At 72.3% G+C, this 23,629-nt stretch carries 23 protein-coding genes; 6 read left to right on the top strand and 17 right to left on the bottom strand.

The window, feature by feature from the left end; genetic code table 11:
• The first annotated feature begins 318 nt into the window (after nucleotides 1–318).
• Nucleotides 319–522, top strand: a complete 204-nt coding sequence (locus AC5L3C_RS15560; protein WP_030778293.1) for a cold-shock protein — start codon at nucleotides 319–321, stop codon at nucleotides 520–522.
• A gap of 329 nt (nucleotides 523–851) precedes the next feature.
• Complete coding sequence (locus tag AC5L3C_RS15565) at nucleotides 852–1,505, top strand: class I SAM-dependent methyltransferase (RefSeq protein ID WP_493649501.1); 654 nt, start codon at nucleotides 852–854, stop codon at nucleotides 1,503–1,505.
• 1 nt (nucleotide 1,506) lies between these two features.
• On the opposite strand, the gene AC5L3C_RS15570 is transcribed toward AC5L3C_RS15565, so the two are convergent.
• Entirely contained in the window at nucleotides 1,507–3,426 is a 1,920-nt protein-coding gene (locus AC5L3C_RS15570; RefSeq protein ID WP_493649502.1) for an AMP-dependent synthetase/ligase, read from the bottom strand.
• Between the two features lie 223 nt (nucleotides 3,427–3,649).
• Nucleotides 3,650–4,936, bottom strand: a complete 1,287-nt coding sequence (locus AC5L3C_RS15575; RefSeq protein ID WP_493649503.1) for an acetyl-CoA C-acetyltransferase — start codon at nucleotides 4,934–4,936, stop codon at nucleotides 3,650–3,652.
• Nucleotides 4,937–5,022: 86 nt separating this feature from the next.
• Here AC5L3C_RS15575 and AC5L3C_RS15580 point away from each other — a divergent pair, with 86 nt between their 5' ends.
• Nucleotides 5,023–6,345, top strand: coding sequence for a 3-oxoacyl-ACP reductase (locus AC5L3C_RS15580; protein ID WP_493649504.1), 1,323 nt, complete (start codon nucleotides 5,023–5,025; stop codon nucleotides 6,343–6,345).
• A 4-nt stretch (nucleotides 6,346–6,349) separates the two neighbouring features.
• Nucleotides 6,350–7,231, top strand: a complete 882-nt coding sequence (locus tag AC5L3C_RS15585) for a MaoC family dehydratase (protein ID WP_493649505.1) — start codon at nucleotides 6,350–6,352, stop codon at nucleotides 7,229–7,231.
• Here AC5L3C_RS15585 and AC5L3C_RS15590 read toward each other — a convergent pair.
• From AC5L3C_RS15590 to AC5L3C_RS15630, 9 genes are all read right to left on the bottom strand, one after another.
• Nucleotides 7,201–7,893, bottom strand: a complete 693-nt coding sequence (locus tag AC5L3C_RS15590; protein ID WP_493649506.1) for a TetR/AcrR family transcriptional regulator — start codon at nucleotides 7,891–7,893, stop codon at nucleotides 7,201–7,203. The two genes, AC5L3C_RS15585 and AC5L3C_RS15590, sit on opposite strands and share 31 nt — an antisense overlap.
• Nucleotides 7,894–7,918: 25 nt before the next feature.
• A complete protein-coding gene (locus AC5L3C_RS15595; protein WP_493649507.1) occupies nucleotides 7,919–9,244 on the bottom strand; it encodes an SPFH domain-containing protein in 1,326 nt (441 codons plus the stop codon).
• A complete protein-coding gene (locus tag AC5L3C_RS15600; RefSeq protein ID WP_493649508.1) occupies nucleotides 9,241–10,914 on the bottom strand; it encodes an SPFH domain-containing protein in 1,674 nt (557 codons plus the stop codon). The genes AC5L3C_RS15595 and AC5L3C_RS15600 overlap by 4 nt, the downstream gene beginning before the upstream one ends.
• A 319-nt stretch (nucleotides 10,915–11,233) precedes the next feature.
• Nucleotides 11,234–12,547: a dicarboxylate/amino acid:cation symporter gene (locus tag AC5L3C_RS15605; protein WP_493649509.1), complete on the bottom strand. Its 1,314-nt coding sequence runs from the start codon at nucleotides 12,545–12,547 to the stop codon at nucleotides 11,234–11,236.
• Nucleotides 12,548–12,926: 379 nt separating this feature from the next.
• Complete coding sequence (locus AC5L3C_RS15610) at nucleotides 12,927–13,238, bottom strand: DUF4229 domain-containing protein (RefSeq protein WP_493653892.1); 312 nt, start codon at nucleotides 13,236–13,238, stop codon at nucleotides 12,927–12,929.
• 97 nt (nucleotides 13,239–13,335) lie between these two features.
• Entirely contained in the window at nucleotides 13,336–13,860 is a 525-nt protein-coding gene (locus tag AC5L3C_RS15615) for a GNAT family N-acetyltransferase (protein WP_125504837.1), read from the bottom strand.
• Between the two features lie 260 nt (nucleotides 13,861–14,120).
• Entirely contained in the window at nucleotides 14,121–15,284 is a 1,164-nt protein-coding gene (gene mqnE / locus AC5L3C_RS15620; RefSeq protein WP_493649510.1) for an aminofutalosine synthase MqnE, read from the bottom strand.
• 75 nt (nucleotides 15,285–15,359) lie between these two features.
• The gene (locus AC5L3C_RS15625) at nucleotides 15,360–15,818 is read right to left on the bottom strand and encodes an Lrp/AsnC family transcriptional regulator (RefSeq protein WP_125504839.1); all 459 of its coding nucleotides are present in this window, start codon (nucleotides 15,816–15,818) and stop codon (nucleotides 15,360–15,362) included.
• A 101-nt stretch (nucleotides 15,819–15,919) separates the two neighbouring features.
• Entirely contained in the window at nucleotides 15,920–16,603 is a 684-nt protein-coding gene (locus tag AC5L3C_RS15630; RefSeq protein WP_493649511.1) for a UbiX family flavin prenyltransferase, read from the bottom strand.
• 93 nt (nucleotides 16,604–16,696) lie between these two features.
• On the opposite strand from AC5L3C_RS15630, the gene AC5L3C_RS15635 reads away from it, so the two are divergent.
• Nucleotides 16,697–17,299, top strand: a complete 603-nt coding sequence (locus tag AC5L3C_RS15635; protein WP_493649512.1) for a rhomboid family intramembrane serine protease — start codon at nucleotides 16,697–16,699, stop codon at nucleotides 17,297–17,299.
• A 115-nt stretch (nucleotides 17,300–17,414) separates the two neighbouring features.
• Here the strand turns inward: AC5L3C_RS15635 and mqnP are convergent, their stop codons facing one another.
• The 3 genes from mqnP to AC5L3C_RS15650 are packed head-to-tail and all read right to left on the bottom strand — an operon-like array spanning nucleotide 17,415 to nucleotide 20,253.
• Entirely contained in the window at nucleotides 17,415–18,335 is a 921-nt protein-coding gene (gene mqnP / locus AC5L3C_RS15640; RefSeq protein WP_493649513.1) for a menaquinone biosynthesis prenyltransferase MqnP, read from the bottom strand.
• A complete protein-coding gene (locus tag AC5L3C_RS15645) occupies nucleotides 18,332–18,799 on the bottom strand; it encodes a hypothetical protein (protein WP_493649514.1) in 468 nt (155 codons plus the stop codon). Before AC5L3C_RS15645 ends, mqnP begins: the two co-directional genes overlap by 4 nt.
• Entirely contained in the window at nucleotides 18,796–20,253 is a 1,458-nt protein-coding gene (locus AC5L3C_RS15650; protein ID WP_493649515.1) for a menaquinone biosynthesis decarboxylase, read from the bottom strand. The genes AC5L3C_RS15645 and AC5L3C_RS15650 overlap by 4 nt, the downstream gene beginning before the upstream one ends.
• 68 nt (nucleotides 20,254–20,321) lie before the next feature.
• On the opposite strand from AC5L3C_RS15650, the gene AC5L3C_RS15655 reads away from it, so the two are divergent.
• Entirely contained in the window at nucleotides 20,322–20,660 is a 339-nt protein-coding gene (locus AC5L3C_RS15655; RefSeq protein ID WP_493649516.1) for a PLD nuclease N-terminal domain-containing protein, read from the top strand.
• 24 nt (nucleotides 20,661–20,684) lie between these two features.
• Here the strand turns inward: AC5L3C_RS15655 and AC5L3C_RS15660 are convergent, their stop codons facing one another.
• The 3 genes from AC5L3C_RS15660 to AC5L3C_RS15670 are packed head-to-tail and all read right to left on the bottom strand — an operon-like array spanning nucleotide 20,685 to nucleotide 23,622.
• Nucleotides 20,685–21,764 carry a DUF3500 domain-containing protein gene (locus AC5L3C_RS15660; RefSeq protein ID WP_493649517.1) on the bottom strand — a complete coding sequence of 360 codons (1,080 nt, stop codon included), beginning with the start codon at nucleotides 21,762–21,764 and terminating at the stop codon, nucleotides 20,685–20,687.
• A gap of 11 nt (nucleotides 21,765–21,775) precedes the next feature.
• Nucleotides 21,776–23,158 carry a HupE/UreJ family protein gene (locus tag AC5L3C_RS15665; protein ID WP_493649518.1) on the bottom strand — a complete coding sequence of 461 codons (1,383 nt, stop codon included), beginning with the start codon at nucleotides 23,156–23,158 and terminating at the stop codon, nucleotides 21,776–21,778.
• A complete protein-coding gene (locus tag AC5L3C_RS15670; protein WP_493649519.1) occupies nucleotides 23,155–23,622 on the bottom strand; it encodes a Rieske (2Fe-2S) protein in 468 nt (155 codons plus the stop codon). Before AC5L3C_RS15670 ends, AC5L3C_RS15665 begins: the two co-directional genes overlap by 4 nt.
• Between the last annotated feature and the right edge of the window lie 7 nt (nucleotides 23,623–23,629).

A 23,629-nucleotide genomic window follows, 5' to 3' on the forward strand; every position in this document is an offset into this window, starting at 1 on the left:
CCTCGCCCGCGCCGGCCAGGCCCCCGCCCCCCTCGTCGCCCCCTCGCCGCGCCTCCCTCGTCCGGCTCTGCACCAACGGACGAATGCGACGGACGGGGGGTGCAAACATTCGGGTGACGTGATCTTGGCCTCTATTGCATTCGGACCCCTGCGTGATAAGCTCGTCGCAAGTTGCAGTTTGGTTTCCCTTGCAGTACAGAGCCTGCGGAGCATGTGACCGCGGGCTCTCGTCGTTCTCAGACGGATGCAGTTGTGCGGAATGGTCTTCACACTTGCTGGTTCTGGAGCAGGGCAACCCTTTGAGCCCAAGGAGGGCTTATGGCTACCGGAACCGTGAAGTGGTTCAACGCCGAAAAGGGCTTTGGTTTCATTGCCCAGGAAGGCGGCGGCCCCGACGTCTTCGTCCACTACTCCGCGATCAACGCGACCGGCTTCCGGTCCCTCGAGGAGAACCAGGCGGTCACCTTCGACGTCACGCAGGGCCCGAAGGGCCCGCAGGCGGAGAACGTCACCCCGGCCTGACCCGATCCTCCGATCCGGGAACGACTAGCAGTACCCAAGGAGCCCCGCGCCGCCAGGCGAACGGGGCTCCTGCCCTTTTCGGCACCGGCGGCCCCTGTTTGATTTCCCGGCGAATTCCCCTCCCCCGCGCCTTATACGTGGCCCTTACATGTCCCGGGTATGTACCGGACATGGCTCGGTCATGGAGCGGTCGTGGATCGGGCGCGGCGCGTACGAGTCCCCACGTGCCGCAGGACCGGCACGAATTCCGCCCCGGCCCCCCGTGCCCCGGAATGCCCCTCGCTCCCGGAGGCCCGCACTGTCAGTGGGCGCGGGTAGGGTCACCCGCCATGACCGCCGCCGACGCCGACCACGTAGTCGCCACCCGTACCTTTTACGACGCCATCGCCGAGGACTACGCCGCCCTGTTCCGTGACGCCCTCGCCGCCCAGCCCCTGGACCGGGCGCAGCTGGCCGGGTTCGCCGAACTGGTCGGCGCGGGCGGCCGGGTGGCCGACGTGGGGTGCGGTCCCGGCCGGGTGACCGCCCATCTCGCCTCCCTCGGCCTGTCCGTCTTCGGGCTCGACCTGTCGGAGGGGATGCTCGCGATCGCCCGCCGGGAGAATCCCGGCCTGCGCTTCGAACAGGGAGCGATGCAGCGCCTCGACCTCCCCGACGGCGCCCTCGACGGCGTGGTCTCCTACTACTCCACCATTCACACCCCGCCGCACGAACTGCCCGCCGTCTACGCGGAGTTCCGCCGGGTCCTGAGCCCCGGGGGCCATCTGCTGCTCGCCTTCCAGTGCGGTGACGAGCCCCGCCGCCACGACCGGCCCTTCGGCCGCCCGGTCTCCCTCGACTTCCGGCGGCTGCGGCCGGAGCGCATCGCCGCGCTGCTGGAGGAGGCGGGCTTCCACCTCGTCCAGCGCACGGTGCGCGCGGCCGACCCGGCGATGGACGAGAGGACGCCGCACGCGTTCCTCATCGCCCGCGCACCGGCGTGACCTACGCCCCGTAGAGCCGCTCCACCTCGTCGGCGAAGTCCCGCAGTATCTCCTCGCGCCGCAGCTTCATCGACGGGGTGAGGTGGCCCGCCTCCTCGGTGAAGTCCTCCGGGAGGACGGTGAAGCGGCGGATGGACTCCGGGCGGGAGAGCATCTTGTTGGCCTCGTCGACGGCCCGCTGGAGGATCGCCAGCAGCTCCGCGTCGTCGGCGAGGAGGTTCGCCGGGACCGGGTGCTTGCCGTTCATCCGGCGCCAGTGGGTGATGCCGTCGAGGTCGAGGGTGATCAGGGCGGAGACATAGGGGCGGTTGTCGCCGATCACCATGACCTGGCTGATCAGCGGGTGCGAGCGCAGCCAGTTCTCCAGCGGCGCCGGGGCGACGCTCTTGCCGCCCGCCGTGATGATCAGCTCCTTCTTGCGGCCGGTGATGGTCAGATAGCCCTCGTCGTCCAGCTCGCCGAGGTCGCCCGTGGGGAACCAGCCGTCGGGGGCGGCCGGGACGACTCCGCCGGCCTGCGGGTCCCAGTAGCCGCGCAGCACATGGTCGCCGGCGACCAGGACCTCGCCGTCCGCCGCGATGCGGATCCGGGTGCCGGGCAGCGGCCAGCCCACCGTGCCCAGGCGGGGCTTCAGCGGAGGGGTGACCGTGGAGGCGCCCGTGGTCTCCGTCAGGCCGTAGCCCTCGAAGATCTCGATGCCGGCGCCGGCGTAGAACGCGGCGAGGTCGCGGCCGAGCGGGGAGCCGCCGCAGATGGCGTAGCGGACCCGGCCGCCCATGGCGTTCCGCAGCTTGCGGAAGACCAGCGGGTCGTAGAGGGCGCGCGCCGCCTTCAGGGAGCGGGACGGACCGGGTCCGCCGGTCTGCCGGGACTCCAGGGCCTCGCCGTAGCGGCGGGCCACGGCCGCCGCGCGGTCGAAGGTGGCGGCCCGTCCGCCCGTTTCCGCCTTGGCGCGGGCGGTGTTGAAGACCTTCTCCAGCATGTACGGGATGGTCAGCAGGCAGGTGGGCCGGAAGCTCGCCAGGCCCGGCAGCAGGTCCTCGGGCGCCAGGCTGGGCGCGTGGCCGAGGCGCACCCTGGCGCGCACGCAGGCGACGGCGACCATGCGGCCGAAGACGTGGGACATCGGCAGGAAGAGCAGGACCGAGGCCTCTTCGCTGGTCCGGGCGCGGAAGATGGGGTAGAGCAGCTCGATGGCGTTGTCCACCTCGGCGAAGAAGTTGCCGTGGGTGAGCGCGCAGCCCTTGGGGCGGCCGGTGGTGCCGGAGGTGTACACGACCGTGGCGAGGGTGTCGGGGCCCAGCATGCCGCGGCGCACCTCCACCTCGGCGTCCGGGACGTGTCCCCCCGCCTCCGCGAGGGCGTCGACGTGGCCCTTCTCCACGACCCACACCCGCCGCAGATCGGGCAGGTGGGGCAGTTCGGGGCCGAGGGCGGCGGCCTGTCCCGCGGTCTCCGTGATCAGGGCGACGGCGCCGGAGTCCTGGAGGATCCAGCGGGCCTGGAAGACGGAGGCGGTGGGGTAGACGGGCACGGTGACCAGTCCCGCCGCCCAGGCGGCGAAGTCGAGGACGGTCCATTCGTAGAGGGTGCGGGCCATGACGGCGACGCGGTCGCCCGGCACCAGGCCCTCGGCGATCAGTCCCTTGGCGACGGCCATGACCTCGGCGGCGAACCGCCGCGCCGTCACGTCGTGCCAGCTGCCGTCCGCGGTCTTCCGGCTGAGCACCACCGCGTCCGGCTCGGTGTTGGCGTTCTCGAACGGCAGGTCGGCGAGCGAGCCGTGCCGTACCGGCCGGGCGAACGGCGGCACGGACGCCTCCCGTACGGCTCCGTCCAGCTTCCGGGTCTCGGGCGCGACCAGGACGGGCGCTCCGTACACCTCGGCGTCGAGGGCGGTGGCGGAATGCGCGGTGGACACGGGCGGCTCCTGGGGCGTGCAGTGGAACTGCTTGCTGCCACGACGTACGTGCCCCGCACGCCGAGGCGCTCACCAGTGAGGGGGGATGCGTCACTGGCCTGTGCGGGGATCGTACGGCGACGACGTGGGGGGTCTGTGCCGGTGGGGAGGTGGTCCCGGGCCGGGCCTGTGCAATCTCGGAGGTTACGTGAGGGTCGCTCACGTACGGCGTCCGAGCGGGTGGTCAGGGCCGTTCCAGGATCGCCGTCACGCCCTGGCCGCCCGCCGCGCAGACGGAGATCAGTCCCCGGCCGGGCGCGTCCCGCTCGGCGAGCAGGGCGGCCAGCGTGGCGACGATGCGGGCGCCCGTGGCGGCGAAGGGGTGGCCGGTGGCCAGGGAGGAGCCGGCGACGTTCAGCCGGGCGCGGTCGACGGGCGCCAGTCCCCGCTCCTCCCAGGCGGCGAGGGTGGCGAGCACCTGGGAGGCGAACGCCTCGTGGACCTCGACCAGGTCGAAGTCCGTCATGGTGAGCCCGGTCCGCTCCAGCATGCGCGGGACCGCGTACGCGGGTGCCATCAGCAGGCCGTCCTCGCCGTCGGCGACGTCCCCGTGCACGAAGTCCACGGCGGCCGTCTCGTGGGCGGTCAGATACGCCAGCGGTTCCAGGCCGCGTTCCCGCGCCCACTCCTCGCTCGCCAGCAGCACGAGCGCCGCGCCGTCGGTGAGGGGCGTGGAGTTGCCCGCCGTCATCGTCGGGCCGGGGTGGCCGAGGCCGAAGACGGGCTCGAGGGCGGCGAGTTTCTCCACGGTCGAACCCGGGCGCAGGTTCTGGTCGCGGGCCAGGCCCCGGAAGGGCACCACCAGGTCCTGGAACAGCCCGCGTTCGTACGCCGCCGCGAGCCGCTGGTGGCTGGTGGCCGCGAGCTCGTCCTGGGCCTCGCGGGTGATGCCCCAGGCGCGGGCGGTCACGGCGGCGTGCTCGCCCATGGACAGGCCGGTGCGCGGTTCGGCGTTGCGCGGGATGTCGGGGACGAGGTGGCCGGGGCGCACCTTCGCCAGCGCCTTGAGGCGGGCGCCCGTGGACTTGGCGCGCCGCGCCTCGAGGAGCACCTTGCGCAGGCGGTCGTTGAGGCCGAGGGGCGCGTCGCTCGCGGTGTCGGCGCCGCCGGCGATCGCGGCCTCCGTCTGGCCGAGGGCGATCTTGTTGGCGGCGGCGATGACGGCCTGGAGTCCGGTGCCGCAGGCCTGCTGGATGTCGTAGGCGGGGGTGCGGGCGTCGAGGGACGAGCCGAGGACGGTCTCGCGGGCGAGGTTGAAGTCCCGGGCGTGCTTGAGCACGGCTCCGGCGACGAATTCGCCCACCGTGCCCGGGCCTTGCAGCCCGTACCGCTCGACCAGGCCGTTCAGCGCGGCGGTGAGCATCTCCTGGTTGGAGGCGGTGGCGTAGGGGCCGCCGGAGCGGGCGAAGGGGACACGGCTGCCGCCGAGGACCGCGACGCGCCGGACGGCAGTCGGCTTCGGGGTGCTCATCTCGACCTGCTCCTCACCGGTGACTAGGATTACCTCCGGTAACCTTACTCTAGAGTAAGCACTGTGCGAGCACTTACGGAGACCCCATGGCCGACCGCTATCTGAGCTTTGCCGGCACCGCGCCGGGCCGCTTCCTGACGCGCCGCCTCGGCCTCCCCCGGCCCGCGCCGCTGCACCGCTGGTCCGCCGCCCGGCCGGCGCTGGAGGGCGGTCTGCTCCACCTCACCGCCGGCAAGTCGGTCCTCGACCTCGCCCCCGTCCTCGCCCGCACCGGCCTCGCCCCGGACGAGGCCACGGGCCGGCCCGCCGCCGTCGTCCTGGACGCGAGCGGGATCCGGGACGTCGAGGGACTCGACGGCGTGCACGCGGCCCTGCACCCGGTTGTGCGGTCGGTCGCCGCCGGCGGCCGGATCGTGGTGCTCGGCGCCCCGCTCGACCCCGACGACCACCATCAGGCCGCCGCCCAGCAGGCGTTGGAGGGCTTCACCCGCTCCCTCGGCAAGGAGACCGGCCGGGGCATCACCGTCAACCTGGTCCGCCTCACCGGTGCCCCCTCCGCCGAATCCACCCTGCGCTTCCTGCTCTCCCCCCGGTCCGCCTACGTCAGCGGCCAGGTGATCGAGGTCGGCGCCCACGACGGCGCCGCCGACGCGACCTCCGCCCCCGACGACGCGGACCGCCCGCTGGCCGGCCGCACCGCCCTGGTGACCGGCGCCGCCCGCGGTATCGGCGAGGCGGTCGCCGAGACCCTGGCCCGGGACGGCGCCCGGGTGGTCGTCCTCGACGTCCCGCAGGCCGAGGAGGACGCCCGCCGCGTCGCCGGCCGGCTCGGCGGCATCGCGCTCCCCCTCGACATCACCGCCGCCGACGCGGGCGCCCGGATCGCCGCGGCCCTCCCCGACGGTCTCGACGTACTCGTCCACAACGCCGGCATCACCCGTGACCGGCGGCTGGTCAACATGCCCGCCGACCGCTGGAGTTCCGTGCTCGAGGTGAACCTGGCGAGCGTGCTGCGCACCACCGACGCGCTGCTCGACGCCGGGGCCCTGATGCCCGGCGGGCGGATCGTCGCCACCGCCTCCATCGCCGGCATCGCCGGGAACGCGGGCCAGACCAACTACGGCGCGAGCAAGGCCGGGATCACCGGACTGGTCCGCTCCCTCGCCCCCCGCGCGCTCGCCCGGCACGGGGTGACGGTGAACGCGGTCGCCCCCGGGTTCATCGAGACCAAGATGACGGCCGCCGTGCCGCTGCTCATCCGGGAGGCCGGACGCCGGATGAACTCCCTCGCGCAGGGCGGACTGCCCGTCGACGTCGCCGAGACCACCGCCTGGCTCGCCCACCCGTCCTCCGGCGCGGTGAACGGCCAGGTCGTCCGGGTCTGCGGGCAGAGCCTGCTGGGGGCGTGAACCCATGACCGCGAGCCCCGCACCCGCCCCCGCCGTCGAGCTCCCCGGGCCCCCCGCCCTGGCACCGCTCCTCGCCCGCGGCGCCCTGCTGTCGCCCCTCAAGCGGCCCCGCCCCGACGCCCCCCACCCGCGCACCCGGCTGGTGCTGCCCGAACTGCGCGTCGACCCCGCCCGGCTCGCCGCGTACGAGCGGGTGTGCGGCTTCGCGACCGGCGCGGACACGCTGCCGGTGACATATCCGCACGTCCTCGGCTTCCCGCTGGCCATGCGGCTGATGAGCCGGCGCGACTTCCCCCTGCCGCTCCTCGGTCTCGTCCACACGTCGATACGGATCACCCGGCACCGGGCGACCCCGTGCGCCGGCACCTACGCCCTGACGGTGTACGTCGACGGACTGGCCCCGCACCGGCGCGGGACGGAGGCGGGCGTGGTCACGGAGCTGCGGGCCGGCGCCGACGTGGTCTGGGAGTCACGCAGCACCTATCTGGCCCGGCACCGGACCACCGCGGCACCGCAGGACCGGAAGGACACGAAGGACACCTCCGAGGAGTACGAGTACGCGTCCCTGCCCGCCGTCGAGGAGTGGCGCCTCGCCGGGGACGTCGGCCGGCGCTACGGCGCCGCGTCCGGCGACCGCAACCCGATCCACCTCCACCCGCTCACCGCGCGGCTCTTCGGCTTCCCCCGCGCCATCGCGCACGGCATGTGGACCGTGGCCCGCTGCCTCGCCGCGCACGGCACCCCGGACGCGGCGCACATCCGGGCCGGTTTCCGGGCGCCGGTGCTGCTGCCCGGCACGGTGACCTACGCGGCCGACGGCCCGCGCTTCGCCCTGCGCGGCACCGACGGCCGGGTTCACCTCACCGGGGAGGTCCGCCCGGCCTGAGCCGCGGTGGCGCGGGCGTCGTCGTCGGGCGGTGTCCAGTGCCGCCCCGCCATCAGGTCGCCCAGCCCCGCCCAGGCGAAGTTCATCAGCGTGGCCGCCGACTGCCGCGCCGTCACACCGGGAGTGGCGTTGGCCCAGTCGGCGAGCGACTCGGCCGCACCGACGAGGGCCTCCGCGAGCCCGGCCACCTCCCGCTCGGGAAGGTCCGGGTCGCGGTGGGCCTCGCGGGCGGCGTCGAGGATCAGCTGTGTCACGAACGCCACGATCTCCGCCCGCATCGCGGCGACCTCGGCGGCGAACACCTCGCCGTGCGTGCGCGCCTGGAGGTGCAGCACGGCCCAGCCGTCGGGGTGCCGCGCGGTGTGCGTGAAGAACGCGGTCAGGCCCGACCAGAGCTGGCGGTCCGCGGGCAGCCCCGGCCGGACCCCCGCGCGCACCGCCTCGGTGAGGGCCCGCGCCTCCCGGCGGATGCACGCGGTGAAGAGGTCCTCCTTCGAGTTCAGGTACAGGTACACCAACGGCTTGGACACGCCCGCCAGTTCGGCGATCTCGTCCATCGACGCGGCCATGTACCCCCGCTGCCCGAAGGTCCGTACGGCGGCGTCCAGCATCTGCTGTTCACGGACCGCACGCGGCATCCGCTTCGTCTTCACGGCACCCATGGGACACAGCGTACGGTCACCGCCGCTACCGCGGGTCGCGGCCGCCGTCACCCGCCCGGTCCGCCAGGTCGCCGAGGGCCGGCCGGTCGCCCGCCGTCAGCCGCGGCAGCAACTGCGCGGTGAACAGCGTCGACAGCGCCGAGGTGTCGGTGCCCGCGTCGGTGCGGACCACCACCGGCTGCGGGGCCTTCCCGGCGAGCCCGGCGCCCACCTCCAGGCGCCTGCGCGCCAGTTCGTACTGGAGCACCGCGCGGTTGTCGCGGTAGGCCTTGGCCAGGGCGCGCTGGGCGCGGGCCTCGTTCTCCGCCGCGATCAGTCCGCTGCGGCCGCGCGTCTCGATCTCGATCCGCACCCGCTGGGCCTCGGTCTCCTGCCGCTCCAGCAGCTGGGCGACCTCTTCACGGGCCCGGTTCAGCGCGGCCCGCACCTCGACGATCCGGGCGTCGCGCACCTTCTTGGCCCGCTCGATGTCCATGCCCAGGCTGTCGATGCGGCGCTTGCGGGTCAGGCCCCACTCCTGCTCGTAGGCGGTGCGTTCCTTGGCGACCCGCTCGCGCGTGGCCAGGTGCTGCTGGTACTGCGCCGGCAGCTGCACATCGGGGATGTTGCAGCCGGTGATGCGCACGCCGTAGCCGGACAGCTGGCGGTTGAGCAGCTCCTGCATGTCGGCCACGTCAGAGCCGCGCAGGTCGTAGGCGCGCTCGGTACGCATCCTGCGGGCCCGCTGCCGGATGGCGTCCTGCACGGCGCTGGAGAGCACCAGGTCGAAGTTGCCGGCGCCGATGGTGCGGACGAACAGCACCGCGTCGGTGATGCGGAACTTCAGGAAGAACTCGATCGAGCGCAGCGGCACGTTCTCCTGCGTGGGGCAGGCCATGACGGGCGCCGAGTACGGGATCTCCGTCGCCGTGTCGACGACGAAGTCGACCCGCGACCAGGGGTGCCACAGGTAGTGCCGGCCGGCGTCCAGGGTGCGGGTGACGGCGCCGTAGCGGGTCAGCACCCCGTTGGTGCCCTGCTCGATCTCGACGATCGAGGAACGCCACCACCACAGCCCGCCGACCAGCAGCAGCACCACGGCCGCGACATAGGAGAGGGTGGCCAGGGCGCCGTAGGCGAGGCCGGACGCCCCGTCGGACTCCGACTCGCCCAGCGTCAGCATCACACCGGACAGCAGGGCGTAGGCGCCGAGCCACAGCGGCAGCATCCACCACAGGCGGCGGCGGTGGCGGGGAATGATGACCGGGATCAGGGTGTCGGCCTCGCCGCCCCGCAGCAGGCGGGCGATGTCGCTCCAGGGGGCGACGGCCTCGGCGATGACCGAACGGCGGTGGATACGCGCGGAGCTCAACTCTGGTCCTCCTCGGCGGACTCGGGCACATCGCTTCCCCGGGCACCCGCGGGCTCCTCGCCCGTCCCGGCGTCCCCGGTCATCTGCGGCACCGTCGGCCGCTCGGCGGCGAGCAGCGCGCCGATCTCCTCCTCACGGGCGGCGATCCGCTCGGACACCTCCGCGAGCCGGCCCCGTACGGCCGCCATGTCGGCGTCGGTGAACAGCTCCGCCCCGCGCTCGCCGACCAGCTCACGGGCGAGTTCCAGGAAGTCGATCCCGGCGGCCCCGGTGCCGTCCGCCCCGCCGATCCGCACCAGCCGCGGCAGGTGGTCGGCGACCTCCTCCAGGGTGTCGAGCACCTGCTGCTGGTAGCGGTACTCGAGGATCTCCGGCGCCTGCGCCGCGGTCACCGCGCGGATGTCGAGGGCCTGCGCCTCCAGCAGCGCCGCGTTGGCCTTGGCCTCCGACTCGGCCTGGACGTAGCGCTGGCGGGCCAGCGCCTCCGCGCGGTTGGTCTCCCGCTCCACGGCGGTGTCCATCTGCGCCTGGTACTGGGCGATGTCGGCCTGGATCGCGGAGAGCGTCTCCTGGCTCGAGGCCAGCTCCCGGGTCAGGTCGCCCTCGTCCTGCTCCTTGCGCAGCTGGAGCGCGTACTCGTGGGTGTACGCCTCCTTCGCCACGCGGACCATCTCGGGCGCGGCGAGGTCCATCCGGTAGCGCCGGTCGGAGGGCTCGGCGTGCGTGATGTTGGCGTTGGTCAGCTCCACCGCGGGCCGGAACTGCTGGTTGAGCTGCTCCAGGAGCCGGCCGCTGTCCTCGCCGACCATGTCGTAGATGCCGGCCGCCTCCTGCTCGTAGATCAGGCTGCGGATGGTCTCGCTGACGGCGTTGCCGAGCTTCTCCTCGAACCCGCGGACCGCGCCGAGGGTGTAGACGAACTCGACCGGGTCGCTGATCCGGAACTGGATGAACAGGTCGATCGACGCCTTCACTCCGCCCTTGGTCGGGGCCTCGCGCACCGGCGCGTTGAAGGGGTACTCACGCGTCGTGTTGACGATGTACGACACCCGCTTCCACGGGCTGAGCAGGGTGACCCGGCCGGGTCCGACGACCTTCTCCAGCTTGCCGAACCGGGTGATCATCGCCTGGCAGCCGTCCGGCACCATCACCAGGCCCTGCCGCCACCACACGAACCCGACGGCGAGCAGCGCGATGACCCAGTAGTGCAGTCCGAACAGCGGGTCGGTCAGGCCGTCGCCCCCGGCCGCCGACACCACCGACGTGCCCACGACGCCGATGACCAGCAGCGACAGCACGGGCAGCATGGACAGCAGGGAGCGTCCCTTGGGCATCACCATCGGGCAGATGGCGTGCACGACCTCCCCGCCCTCGCGCAGCTGCTCGCTGCGGCCGAGCGCCTCCCCGGCCTCGTCCAGCGGCACCGTCTTCTGCCGCATGACGGTGTCGACGGAGCCCCCGTCCTGTTCCCGGGCGGCCGGGAAGTCCGAGGGGTCCATCCCGTCGCCCCCGGCCTCCTCCCGGTCGTGCCGTTCCGTCCCGCCGTCCGCCGTCGTACCGCCGCCTGAGGTGCGGCGGCGCAGTTCGTCCCGCGCCGCCGCGCGCGGATCGGTGCCGGAGACGACCGCCTCGGCGACGTTGCGTAGGCTCTGCGCCCGCGTGCGTGCCACGGGTTCCCCCTTCGCCAGTGGTGCTGATCCTTGCCGGATCATGGAAATGTGCGTCACGTGATGCACGTGGTGCAGGTGATTCCACACCATGCCGGAAGCATGAGGAAGGGGCGCACCCAGCAACGGTCACCGGTCGGTGATTGCCGGAGAGCGCCCCTCGCGCGGCGTCCGGGCCGGGTACCGCACCGGTGTGGCCGATCCCCTCGTCACCGTCCGCCGCACCGGGACGTTCCTCCGCGCATTCACGTGTCGCGGCTGCCGACGGAGTCGCCGTTGGACCTGTCGGCACGGGGCGTCACCGGCCTGCTCGGAGCGGCGGTCAGGCGGTTGCGGCCACCACCCGCGGTTCCTCCGCGTCCAGGGACGCCGAGGACACACTGTTGTACTTCTCGCGGTCGAGGATGTTCTCCCGTGACGCCACAATCAACGGGCATACAACTTGCCCGGCGACGTTGGTCGCGGTGCGGATCATGTCCAGGATCGGGTCGATGGCGAGGAGCAGGCCCACGCCCTCCATCGGCAGGCCGAGGGTGGAGAGGGTGAGGGTCAGCATGACCGTCGCGCCGGTGAGACCGGCCGTGGCGGCCGAGCCCACCACCGAGACGAACGCGATCAGCAGGTAGTCGCCGGCGCCGAGCGGGATGTCGAAGATCTGGGCGACGAAGATCGCGGCGATGGCCGGGTAGATCGCGGCGCAGCCGTCCATCTTCGTGGTGGCGCCGAACGGGACGGCGAAGCTCGCGTACTCCTTCGGCACGCCGAGGCGCTCGGTGACCTTCTGGGTCAGCGGCATGGTGCCGACGGAGGAGCGGGAGACGAAGGCCAGCTGGATCGCGGGCCAGGCGCCCTTGAAGAACTGCACCGGACCGGCCTTGGCGACGGTCGCGAGCAGTGCCGGGTAGACGCCGAAGAGGACGATGAGGCAGCCGATGTAGATGTCGGCGGTGAAGGTGGCGTACTTGCCGATCAGGTCCCAGCCGTAGGTGGCGATGGCGTTGCCGATGAGGCCGACGGTGCCGAGCGGGGCGAGCCGGATGACCCACCACAGCGCCTTCTGGAGGAGTTCGAGGACGGACTCGCTCAGGGTGAGGATCGGCTGGGCCTTCTCGCCGAGCTGGAGGGCGGCGATACCGGCGACGGCGGCCATGAAGACGATCTGCAGGACGTTCAGCTCGGTGAACGGTGTGATGACGTCGGTCGGCACGATGCCGGTCAGGAAGTCGATCCAGGAACCGGACTTCTCCGGTGCGGCGCCGTCCGAGGGGGTGAGGCCGGTTCCGGCGCCCGGGTTGGTGACCAGGCCGATGACCAGGCCGATCGCCACCGTGATCAGCGAGGTGATCATGAACCAGAGGAGGGTCCGCGAGGCCAGGCGGGCCGCGTTGTTGACCTTCCGCAGGTTGGTGATGGAGACCAGGATCGCGAAGAAGACCAGCGGGGCGACGGCGAGCTTCAGCAGGCCGATGAAGGTGCCGCCGACCTTCTCCAGGGTGGCGACCAGCAAGGAGACGTCCTGGCTGCGGGCGAGCCAGCCGAGCAGGACGCCCAGGACGAGGCCGGCGAGTATTTGGGCCCAGAAGGGCGCGCGTATGCGCAGGGGCAGCTTGAACTGCGTGTTCGTGGACACGGACATGGCTCCGTAGTGATCCGTCTGTGGGGGACGCGTGAGGAAGATGACGTGGACGCGGGACGCGGGACGCGGTACGCGGTACGCGGTACGCGGGACGCCGGCGCCGGATGCGGCGCGGCGCAGGGTCGTCAGGGACGACAGTTCGCGGCGGTGATCCGGCAGAGGTCCACGTGCAGGCGCGCCACGAGCGGAACACTCCGGGGCGTGGGGGACACGGCTGCTGACTTCACCCCGAGACCGTAACACCCGAGCTTTGGGATCCTCAAAGCCTTACTTTGACAGGCGGAGGGGCATAAGCATCCGTACAACGCAAAGCACCCCGCGTTTCCAGGGGTTTCGGAAACCGGGGCGCCGAGAACGCGGTGCGCGGATGTGAGGGACGTTACGAGGTCTGGCCCTGTGCCTGCCCCTGCGAGCGGGCGGTCTCGTCGGCCTCGTCCTCCATGGTGCGGTTGGCCTGGAGGCCGGCCTTGGCCCGGCTCACCCGCTCCACGATCCGCTCGGAGGCCCGGTCCCGCTCCTTGCGCAGCACCACGAAGCTGATCGGGGCGGAGAACACCAGCGCGAGCAGCACGATCCACAGGCCGTTGGAGTCGCCCAGGCCGCGCGGGGCGAGGCCGAAGTGGACGAGGCCCCAGACGACCACGAGGCAGCCCGCGAAGATCCCGAGGCGCATCAGCGTGTAGCGGAGCATCTCATCCACTCTTCCGTGCGTACGGTCAGAAAGGTCCCAAAGGGACAACGTCCAGTGAAGCACGACCGGCGGGGGATCTTTCAGCGGGGTACGGGCCTCAGGTCAGCGTCAGCAGCATGATCACGTCGTCCCGGTCGTCGCCGGGGGCCACCCGGATCGCGCCCGGGACCCGGCCGACCTCCTTGTAGCCGCAGGAGGCGTAGAAGCGTTCCAGGCCGAGGCCGCCGCGGCAGGCGAGGCGTATCGCCTCCACGCCGTCGAGGGTGCGGGCGGCCCGCTCGGCGGCGGCCATCAGGCCGCGGCCGTGGCCCTCGCCCTGGTGCCGGGGGTGGACCATCACCGTGTAGATCCAGATCCAGTGGGTCATCAGGGGGTGGGTGTTGAGGGTGAGGAACGCCGTCGCGGCCACCCGGCCCTCGTCGTCGTGCCCGACGACCAGCCGGGAGCGCCCCTCGGCCATGGACGCGAACTGCTTTACCAGCCCGGGACGGATCTCCTCCCGCGTCACCGGCGGCACGTAGCCGACCGCGCCGCCCGCGTTGCTGACGTCGGTCCACAGGTCGAGGATGCCGTCGCGCAGTGCGGGGTCGACTGCGGGATCGAACGTGTAAGTAAGGGGCATGGCTGCATGCTAACTATTACCAAGCGCCCACGCAGCCATTTCCGGACCGGCCTCCGGCTCCGGTACGCCGCCTCAGTGCCGTGCGGCTGCGTGGACGGCTGAGCGCGCAGTTCCCCGCGCCCCTCAAAAGCCGGCAGCCCGCCGTGGGGGCTGCCCACCCGTGCCGGGTGCGGGCCCGTGGACGGCTGAGCGCGCAGTTCCCCGCGGCCCTCAGGTGGGGACGGGTCAGCCTTGTTGCGAGGGGTGGGGGGAGGAGTCGCTCACAGCCTCATCGGCTGGGGGGATTCGCGGCGGGCCGGGTCCGGGCCGGCGTACTCCCGGATGATCTCGTACCGCGTGTTCCGCTCCACGGGGCGGAACCCCGCGTCCCGGATCAGGTCCAGCAGATCCTCCCGCGTCAGCTTGTCCGGCGTACCGAACCCGTCCGCGTCATGCGTGATCTTGTACTCGACGACCGACCCGTCCACGTCGTCCGCCCCGTGCTGCAGCGCGAGCTGCGCCGTCTGCACCCCGTGCATCACCCAGAACACCTTGACGTGCGGCACGTTGTCGAACAGCAGCCGCGACACCGCGAACGTCTTCAGCGCCTCCGCCCCCGTCGCCATCCGCGTCCGCGCCTGGAGCCGGTTGCGTACCTTGCCGTCCTTCATATCGACGAAGTCGTGCTGGTAGCGCAGCGGGATGAAGACCTGGAAGCCGCCGGTCTCGTCCTGGAGTTCGCGCAGCCGCAGCACGTGGTCCACCCGGTGACGAGGCTCCTCGATGTGCCCGTACAGCATCGTGCACGGGGTCTTCAGCCCCTTCTCGTGCGCCAGCCGGTGGATCCGCGACCAGTCCTCCCAGTGCGTCCGGTGGTCGACGATGTGCTGCCGCACCTCCCAGTCGAAGATCTCCGCGCCGCCGCCGGTCAACGACTCCAGACCCGCGTCGATCAGCTCGTCGAGGATCTCGGAGGCGGACAGCCCGGAGATCGTCTCGAAGTGGTGGATCTCGGTGGCGGTGAACGCCTTCAGCGAGACGCCCGGCAGCGCCGCCTTCAACTCCCGCAGCGACCGCGGGTAGTAACGCCACGGCAGATTGGGGTGCAGCCCGTTGACGATGTGCAGCTCGGTGAGGCTCTCCGGTTCCATCTCCCGGGCGAGCTTCACCGCCTCCTCGATGCGCATCGTGTACGCGTCCTTCTCCCCCGGCTTGCGCTGGAAGGAGCAGTAGGCGCAGGAGGCGGTGCACACGTTCGTCATGTTGAGGTGGCGGTTGACGTTGAAGTGCACCACGTCGCCGTTCAGCCTCGTGCGCACCTCGTGGGCCAGTCCGCCCAGCCAGGCCAGGTCGTCCGACTCGTACAGCGCGATGCCGTCCTCGCGGGTCAGGCGTTCACCCGCCGCGACCTTCTCCTCCAGCTCGCGCTTGAGCCCGACGTCCATGCCGCTCCCTCTCTCTTCCGGCCTGTCCGGCCTGTCCGGCCTCTTCAGGCAGACCCCGTCAACCGTACGCTCCGCCTACTGCACCTCTTCGGGCAGCTCACCGACGCGGTTCTCCCACTTGGTGGAGAGCACGATGGTGGTACGGGTCCGGGAGACGCCCTTCGTGCCGGACAGCCGGCGGATGATCCGCTCCAGCCCGTCCACGTCGGTCGCCCGCACCTTGAGCATGAAGGAGTCGTCGCCGGCGATGAACCAGCAGTCCTCGATCTCGGTCTGGTCCTTCAGCCGCTGCGCCACGTCCTCGTGGTCGGCGGCGTCGGAGAGCGAGATCCCGATCAGGGCGGTGACGCCGAGGCCGAGCGAGGCGGCGTCCACGGTGGCCCGGTAGCCGGTGATGACACCGGCCGCCTCCAGCCGGTTGATGCGGTCGGTGACGCTGGGTCCCGACAGGCCGACGAGGCGCCCCAGCTCCGCGTACGAGGCCCGGCCGTTCTCCCGCAGGGCCTGGATGAGCTGCCTGTCCACCGCGTCCATTCGAATCGAAGCCTTCCACTGAAGAGGTACGAAAGTATTTGACATGGGTGGTGCTGTGTCGTGGTCCGAGGATGGGTCGGGCGGGACAGTCTCCGGCGGGCTCAGTCGGCGCGGGGCCCGCCGCCCAGTTCGCCCTCCCAGCGGCGGTAGAGCCGGTGCTCCACACCCGCCGCGTCCAGCACGCGTCCGGCGACGAAGTCCACCAGGTCCTGGATGTGCGTCGCCCCCGCGTAGAAGGCCGGTGAGGCGGGCACCACCGTCGCTCCCGCGTCGTCCAGCGTCACCAGGTGCCGCAGGGTCTGGCCGTTCAGCGGGGTCTCCCGTACGGCCACCACCAGCGGGCGCCCCTCCTTCAGGGTGACGCTCGCCGCCCGCTGGAGCAGATCCTTGGAGAGCCCGAGCGCCACCCCGGCCACCCCGGCCGTGGAGGCGGGCACGATCAGCATGCCCTTGCTCGGATACGACCCCGAGGACGGCCCGGCCGCGAGGTCACCGGCGGGCCAGTACCGTATTGCGCCGAGGTCGACGGCGAAGGTGTCCGGCTTTCCGTCCGCGCCCCGGGACAGCCACTGGCGCAGGTCGTCCCGCCAGTGGGCGTCACGGAAGGCGATGCCGGTCTCGTCCAGGAGGGTGAGCCGCGAGGCCCGGCTGACGATCAGGTCGACGCTCTCACCGGCGGCGAGCAGGGCGCGCAGCACCGAGGCGGCATACGGGGTGCCGGAGGCCCCGGAGACCCCTACGATCCAAGGCGTACGCCGCGTCTCTCCTGGCTTGACTGGGTTCACAGGACCGAGCCTATCCGGAGTCGCAGGGCGGGAACCGGTGGAGGGGCCCCGGGCGTTCTTCTGGGAGAACGGGCCGACGGCGGGGGGTGCACGATGTCGGGTACGCGTCCGCAGTGGTCGCAGGGCGAGAGGGCCAGGACCGCGGCGATGCTGATGGCGGGCTGGGTGGCCCTGCTGTGGCTGCTCGAAGTGGTCGACGTGGCCAGCGGGCACGCCCTGGACGAGTACGGCATCGTGCCGCGCACCCCGTCCGAGCTGGCCGACATCCTCCCGGCCGCCTTCCTCCACTTCGGCTTCGCCCATGTGGCGGCCAACAGCGTGCCGTTGCTGGTGCTCGGCTTCCTCGCGGCGCTCGGGGGCATACGCCGGTTCCTCGCCGTCTGCGCGCTGATCGTGGTGGCCGACGGTCTGGGTGTGTGGCTCATCTCCCCGGCACACACCAACACGGCGGGCGCCTCCGGACTGATCTTCGGCCTCTTCGGTTTCCTGCTGGTCAGCGGCTTCGTCGAGCGGCGTCCGCTCGGCGTCCTGGCCGGGGTGCTGGTCGCCGCGGTCTGGGGCGGCTCCATCCTGGCGGGGCTCGCCCCGACCCAGTCCGGGGTGAGCTGGCAGGGCCATCTGATCGGCCTGGCGGCGGGCGTGGCGGCGGCCTTCGTCTTCCGCCGCCGTCCCACGCCCCGCCAGTCCCTGGTCTAGGGACTGGCGGGGACCACGGGGACCACGGGGACCACGGGGACCACGGGGACCACGGGGACCACGGGGACCACGGGGACTGCGGGGACTACACCGGACTGCTCCGGACCACTGCGGGCTACACCGTCAGCCCGCGCGTCAGCAGGTCGAGCAGCGCGCACACGAACAGGGCGATGCCGATGAAGCCGTTGACGCTGAAGAACGCCCGGTTCAGGCGGCTCAGATCGGTGGGGCGGACGATGGTGTGCTCGTAGACGAAGGCGCCGGCGACGATCAGCAGGCCCAGCCAGAAGAAGGCACCGGCATCGGTGAGGAGGGCGTACCAGACGAACAGGGCCGTGGTGACGGCGTGGCAGCCGCGGGCGCCCCGGACGGCGGCCGGGACCCCGAAGCGGGCCGGGACGGACCGCACACCGGTCCCGCGGTCGCTGTCGACGTCCTGGCAGGCGTAGATCAGGTCGAAGCCGCCGATCCAGATGCCGACCGCCAGTCCGAGGACCACCGCGTCCCAGGACCATGCGCCGGTGACCGCCAGCCAGCCGCCCACCGGCCCCATGGCCTGGGCGAGCCCGAGGATGGCCTGGGGGAAGTCGGTGAACCGCTTGCCGTACGGATACACCACCATCGGGATCACGGCGACGGGCGCGAGGGCCAGGCACAGGGGGTTGAGCAGGGCCGCCGCGCCGAGGAACACGGCCAGGGCGATCAGGGCGCCGGTCCAGGCGTGCCGGACCGACACGGCGCCGGTGACCAGCTCGCGGTGCGCCGTGCGCGGGTTGCGGGCGTCGATCTCCCGGTCGATGATCCGGTTGGCGGCCATCGCGAAGGTCCGCAGGCCGACCATGGCGACGGTGACCAGGAGCAGCCGCCCCCAGTGGATGCTCCCGTCCCTCTCGTACATCGCGGTGAGCGCGGCGATGTAGGCGAAGGGCAGCGCGAACACCGAGTGCTCGATCATCACGAGCCTCAGGAACGCCTTGACGCGCCCCGGCTGCGCGGCCCCTCCCGGCTCCACGATCCCGTCGGCGGTGGTCATCATGCGAGGCTCCCGAGGAACGTGTCGAGATCGGCGAGCAGCGCGGCGACGGGCAGCGGGCCCGTCTCCACGGTCAGTGGCGTGCCGGCGTCGTCGGGCGGGGTGACGTACGCGGTGAAGGCGCAGGTGCCGGGGGTGTCCGGCCGGGCGTCGAGGCGCAGCACCGAGCCGCCGTCGACCGTGAACGGGCCCTCCTGGGTGAGCCCGTCGCGCAGCCGCCGGGCGAAGTCGGCGGGTTCCGCGTCGCGCACGCCGGGCAGTTCGAAGCCGTCGCCCTCGCCGCCGTGGTCGAAGAGCACGGCCCAGGTGTCGCCGGGGCCCGCGAGTTCCTCGGGCGTCACCCCCGCCTCCTCGGCGGCCCGGCGCACTCCCTCGTCGCCCGGGTCGAGTTCGGGGCGCACGAGGGCCACGTAGTCGGTGTCGGTGCCGATGAACAGCGCCGGACCGCCGACGGCCATGGGACTCACAGTCCGTACTCCTTCCAGCGGCGGTCGACCTTCGCCGCCGTCTCGGGGTCGGACTCCACCATGTCGGGCCAGCCCCCGTCGCGCGTGTACCCCTCCTCGGGCCACTTGCGCGTCGCGTCGATGCCCGCCTTGCCGCCCCAGAACTGCTGGTAGGAGGCGTGGTCGAGATGGTCGACGGGGCCTTCGACGACGGTGAGGTCGCGGGCGTAGTCGGTGTTGCCGAGGGCCCGCCAGGAGACCTCGTGCAGGTCGTGGACGTCGCAGTCGGCGTCGACGACCACGATCAGCTTGGTCAACGACATCATGTGGGCGCCCCAGATGGCGTGCATCACCTTCTGGGCGTGTTTGGGGTACTTCTTGTCGATCGATACGATCGCGCAGTTGTGGAAGCCGCCCGACTCGGGGAGGTGGTAGTCCACGATGTCCGGGACGATGATCTTCAGCAGCGGCAGGAAGAAGCGCTCGGTCGCCCGGCCCAGCGGCCCGTCCTCGGTGGGCGGCCGGCCGACCACGATCGACTGGAGCAGCGGCCGCTTCCGCATCGTCACGCAGTCGATCGTCAGGGCAGGGAAGGGCTCCTGCGGCGTGTAGAACCCGGTGTGGTCGCCGAACGGCCCCTCGGGCAGCACCTCGCCCGGCTCCAGCCAGCCCTCCAGGACGACCTCCGCCTGCGCGGGCACCTGGAGCGGAACGGTCCTGCAGTCGACCATCTCGATCCGCTTGCCCTGCACGAACCCGGCGAACAGGTACTCGTCGATGTCCCCGGGCAGCGGCGCCGTGGACGCGTAGGTCACGGCCGGCGGGCAGCCGAAGGCGATGGCGACGGGCAGCCGCTCACCACGCCGGGCGGCGACCTGGTAGTGGTTCCGGCTGTCCTTGTGGATCTGCCAGTGCATGCCGATGGTGCGCTGGTCGTGGCGCTGGAGCCGGTACAGGCCCAGGTTCCGGATGCCGGTCTCCGGGTCCTTGGTGTGGGTGAGGCCGAGGTTGAAGAAGGAGCCGCCGTCCTTGGGCCAGGTGAACAGCGCGGGGAGCCGCTCCAGGTCCACGTCGTCGCCGGTGAGCACGACCTCCTGGACGGGCGCGTCCCCGCTCTTCACCTTCTTCGGCGGCACGTGCGTCATCGCGCCGAGCTTGCCGAAGGCCTCCCGCACCCCGACGAAGCCGTGCGGCAGTTCGGGCCGCAGCAGCCCGCCGATCTTCTCGGAGATCTCCGTGTACGACTTCAGCCCGAGCGCCTTCAGCAGGCGGCGGTCGGTGCCGAACACGTTCATCGCCAGGGGCATGCTCGAGCCGCGCACGTTCTCGAAGAGCAGGGCGGGACCGCCGGCCTTGTTCACCCGGTCGACGATCTCACCGACCTCCAGATACGGGTCGACCTCGGCCTTGATGCGCTTGAGGTCGCCCTCGCGCTCCAGCGCCCTGAGCAGGGAGCGAAGATCGTCGTAAGCCATGCGGTCAAGTATCCCCGAGCGGTTACCCTGGCCCTGTACCGCCCACCGTTTTCGCTGGAGAGGGCCCCATGCTGCGGGTGCTGATGTTCCTCGTGCCACTGGCACTGAGCGTGTACGCGTTCATCGACTGCATCAGCACGAAGGACGAGGACGTCCGTCATATGCCCAAGCCGTTCTGGGCGATCCTCGTGCTGCTGTTCCCGCTGGTCGGATCCATCTCCTGGCTCATCGCCGGCAAGAAGCGCCACCCGGCGGGCGCGGGCGGCGGCTCCGCCTGGGGCGGGGGCCGCCGGCAGCAGTGGGTGGCGCCGGACGACAACCCCGAGTTCCTCAAGTCGCTGAACGAGGACAAGGACAAGGACAAGGACGACCGGCCCGGGGACGGCGACCGCGGCGGGGCCGGCTGACGCTCAGGCGCGCCCGGCTGACGCTCAGGCGCGGCCGTAGTCGCGCTGCTTGTCCCGGTAGACCGAGTGGTAGTGCAGGGAGTCGCCGCTGCCGGTCTGGCTCTGGTTGGAGAACTCGATCCACAGCCGCGGCCCGTCGAACCGCACGTACGCGCCGGGTTCGTCCCGGTCCGTCGAGCCGGCCCAGCCGACGTAGGTCTCGTCGTAGTCGGCCTCGTACTCGGCCATCAGGGCCTCGGCCACCCGCTCGTCGCTGTCGCCGACCCAGGCCCTGATCGCCGTGGTGACCAGTTCCCGCCCCTCGGCGGACAGATCGGAGACGCGGACGCCCTCGGCCGGCGTGGGGAAGGCTCCGTCCTCGCCGGGGCCGACGAGGATCTCGGCGAACTCGCCGTCGATGCGTGCCCGGTCACGCTGTTCGTCGCTCAGGGCGCCGAGGACGTCGAAGACTCCGTCGGCCTCGTCGCGCAGCGGCTCGACGCGTGAGCCGGAGACCTCGAAGGCACGCGGGTCGACGCCGCTGAACGCGGGCGTGGGCATCACCCGGTCGCCGTCGTAGGTGGTGTGCACGGCCAGGTGGTGGCCGCCGATCTGGACGGTGAACCGCTCCGTGGTGCTGGGCTCGCCGAAGAAGGCGAAGAAGAACAGGTCCGAGCCGAAGGAGGTGTCGCCGCCTCCCCGGCGGTCGAGCACGTCCCCGGCCGCGACCACGGCCCGCATCTCCTCGAATCCCTCGTCGGAGAGTACGGCGTCGGCGACTCCCATCGCCGCGGCGCGCTGGTCCTCGGAGAGGTCCCGCAGGCCCACGCCGTTGCGGTCGGCGTCCCGCCCGACCGGCAGGTTGGTCCAGTCCTGGAGGGCGTCGGTGTCGTCCCGGTCGTACAGGGCGCGCTCGCGCTGCTCCTCCGACAGGGACTCCAGGAAGACGTCGGCCGCCGCGACGACGGCCTCGGTGGCGCCGCTCACGGTGGGGCCGCCGGAGACGGAGTTGGGCAGGCTGCTCGGCAGTTCGGCCTCGGCACCGCTGTCCTGGGATCCGGTGCAGGCGGTGAGGAGGAGGGCGGACGCGAGGGCGCCCGCTGTGAACGCGGGGTGGATACGCATGGTGGTTCCGATCAGGAGGCGTCGGCGGGGGAACGGGTGAGGGATGCGGGGGTGGACGGGACGACCGGTGCCGCGGGGTCGGGCGGCGCGGCGGCGCGTCGCGGTCCGCCGGTGCGGGTCCGTCGGCGCAGGAGCAGGTCCAGGGCGGCGACGACGGCCAGGGCGAGGGCGAGTGTTTCGGGCGCCGCGGAGACGGCGTCGAGCGCCGGCCGCAGGGGGGTGGTCAGGCCGGTGGCCCGCTCCAGGGCCCAGGCGAGGGCCGCGACGAGTCCGGCCGTGGCCGCGGTGCGGCGCACGACGTGGTAGCGGGGGCCGGCCGACAGGACGAAGAGGGAGGGCACGACGGCGGCGACGACGAGCAGCTGGGCGAGTTCGACCCCGAGGTTGAAGGCCACCAGGTCGCGCACCGCGCCGCCCACCCCGCCGCCGAACTCCCGCAGCAGTCCGGCGAAGGCCATGCCGTGCACCAGGCCGAAGGAACCCGCCAGCAGCACCTCGCCGCCGCGGACGAGCGGCCGCAGGGCGTGGACGGCGGAGGCCGCCACGGAGAGGGCGATCACGGTCTCCAGCAGCCGCCCGCCGGGCGATGCGCCGGAGAGGGTGACGACGGCCAGGCTCACCGAGTGCCCCACGGTGAACGCGGTGACGACCTGGAGGGTGCGGGTCAGGGCGCTGCGGGCCCGGCGGGTGCCACCCCAGCGGCGGGCCCCGGCCACCAGGGGCGCGGGCAGCAGCAGCATGGCGAGGAAGAGCAGGTGGTCCAGCCCTTCCAGGACGTGGACCATGCCCATGGTGACGGTGTCCGCGAAGCCCTGGCCCGACTCGGTCTCGACGGGCAGCGTCAGCGTCTCGTTGGCGTAGTTGAAGGTCCCGGCGAGCTGGATGCGCGAGGCCTCCACGGCTCCGTCGGACGTGCTGCTGCGGTAGACGTGCACGTCGTGACTGACGACCTCGCGCAGGACCACGTCGCAGTTCAGCGTGAGGGTGTCGCGATCCACCGGCATCAGGGCGTGCAAGGTGAGGGGGACGGTCACATAGGGCTCCCCGCCCAGTTCACTGGTGCGGGGCGTCCCGGTGGTGATGTGCCACGGCCCCTGGGTGCCCCGGGCGCGCATCCGGTCCTGGATGTACTCGGTCAGCCGGGACGCGGCCTCGGGTGTCGTGCCGGACGGCTCGGGGAACGCCAGGCCGCTGGCCTGTTCCAGCTGGTCGACGGGCATGTGGAGCGCTCCGTCCGCCCGGTCGGGGCGCACGGCGAGCACGAGCGCGGTGGCTCCCGGCGTGTGCGCCGAGGCGGGTGCCGGGGCGGCGCCGACCAGGAGGGCGGCGGCGGCCAGGAGGCACAGCAGAACACGTGCCGACAGGGGCGGGCGGTGCCGCGTGCGGGTGTTCACGCGCGGACGACGTTGCCGCCGGAGACCCGGACCGGGACCTCGGTCAGCCCCTGTGGTGAGGGGCCGCCGATCAGGGACCCGTCCGCGTCGCTGAAGGTGGACCGGTGGGCAGGGCAGGTGATGACGCCGTCCTCGGGCGGACCGACCAGCACCCCCTGGTGCGGGCAGGCCGCCTCGTACGCGCGGAACGTGCCGTCGGAGGGCTGGGCGACCACGACGCCCCCGGCCACCACGCCGCCCCCGACCGGGACGTCGGACGTGGCGGCCAGGACATCGCCGCCCGCGCCGCCGGAGTTGTCACCGGCGTCGTCGTTGGAGGGCGCGGACTCCTCCCCGCCGGAGGAGCAGGCCGCCAGTACGGCCGCGACGGCGGCGCCGCCCATCCCCGCGAGGACCCTCCGCCGGGCCGGGCACGGGAACGAGGTCTGCCCGGCCGTGTCCGCCGGGCGCCGAGTGTGCGTCATGAGTGGT

It is taken from the genome of Streptomyces speibonae (genome assembly GCF_984686075.1).

What these genes read in the sequence shown, in the direction of transcription:
- AC5L3C_RS15635 (WP_493649512.1), top strand. Translation starts at nt 16,697, where the DNA reads ATGTCGGGTACGCGTCCGCAGTGGTCGCAGGGCGAGAGGGCCAGGACC.
- mqnP (WP_493649513.1), bottom strand. Translation starts at nt 18,335, where the DNA reads ATGATGACCACCGCCGACGGGATCGTGGAGCCGGGAGGGGCCGCGCAG.
- AC5L3C_RS15580 (WP_493649504.1), top strand. Translation starts at nt 5,023, where the DNA reads ATGGCCGACCGCTATCTGAGCTTTGCCGGCACCGCGCCGGGCCGCTTC.
- AC5L3C_RS15575 (WP_493649503.1), bottom strand. Translation starts at nt 4,936, where the DNA reads ATGAGCACCCCGAAGCCGACTGCCGTCCGGCGCGTCGCGGTCCTCGGC.
- mqnE (WP_493649510.1), bottom strand. Translation starts at nt 15,284, where the DNA reads ATGGACGTCGGGCTCAAGCGCGAGCTGGAGGAGAAGGTCGCGGCGGGT.
- AC5L3C_RS15670 (WP_493649519.1), bottom strand. Translation starts at nt 23,622, where the DNA reads ATGACGCACACTCGGCGCCCGGCGGACACGGCCGGGCAGACCTCGTTC.
- AC5L3C_RS15605 (WP_493649509.1), bottom strand. Translation starts at nt 12,547, where the DNA reads ATGTCCGTGTCCACGAACACGCAGTTCAAGCTGCCCCTGCGCATACGC.
- AC5L3C_RS15560 (WP_030778293.1), top strand. Translation starts at nt 319, where the DNA reads ATGGCTACCGGAACCGTGAAGTGGTTCAACGCCGAAAAGGGCTTTGGT.
- AC5L3C_RS15565 (WP_493649501.1), top strand. Translation starts at nt 852, where the DNA reads ATGACCGCCGCCGACGCCGACCACGTAGTCGCCACCCGTACCTTTTAC.
- AC5L3C_RS15610 (WP_493653892.1), bottom strand. Translation starts at nt 13,238, where the DNA reads ATGCTCCGCTACACGCTGATGCGCCTCGGGATCTTCGCGGGCTGCCTC.
- AC5L3C_RS15625 (WP_125504839.1), bottom strand. Translation starts at nt 15,818, where the DNA reads ATGGACGCGGTGGACAGGCAGCTCATCCAGGCCCTGCGGGAGAACGGC.
- AC5L3C_RS15615 (WP_125504837.1), bottom strand. Translation starts at nt 13,860, where the DNA reads ATGCCCCTTACTTACACGTTCGATCCCGCAGTCGACCCCGCACTGCGC.
- AC5L3C_RS15585 (WP_493649505.1), top strand. Translation starts at nt 6,350, where the DNA reads ATGACCGCGAGCCCCGCACCCGCCCCCGCCGTCGAGCTCCCCGGGCCC.
- AC5L3C_RS15590 (WP_493649506.1), bottom strand. Translation starts at nt 7,893, where the DNA reads ATGGGTGCCGTGAAGACGAAGCGGATGCCGCGTGCGGTCCGTGAACAG.
- AC5L3C_RS15660 (WP_493649517.1), bottom strand. Translation starts at nt 21,764, where the DNA reads ATGCGTATCCACCCCGCGTTCACAGCGGGCGCCCTCGCGTCCGCCCTC.
- AC5L3C_RS15655 (WP_493649516.1), top strand. Translation starts at nt 20,322, where the DNA reads ATGCTGCGGGTGCTGATGTTCCTCGTGCCACTGGCACTGAGCGTGTAC.
- AC5L3C_RS15650 (WP_493649515.1), bottom strand. Translation starts at nt 20,253, where the DNA reads ATGGCTTACGACGATCTTCGCTCCCTGCTCAGGGCGCTGGAGCGCGAG.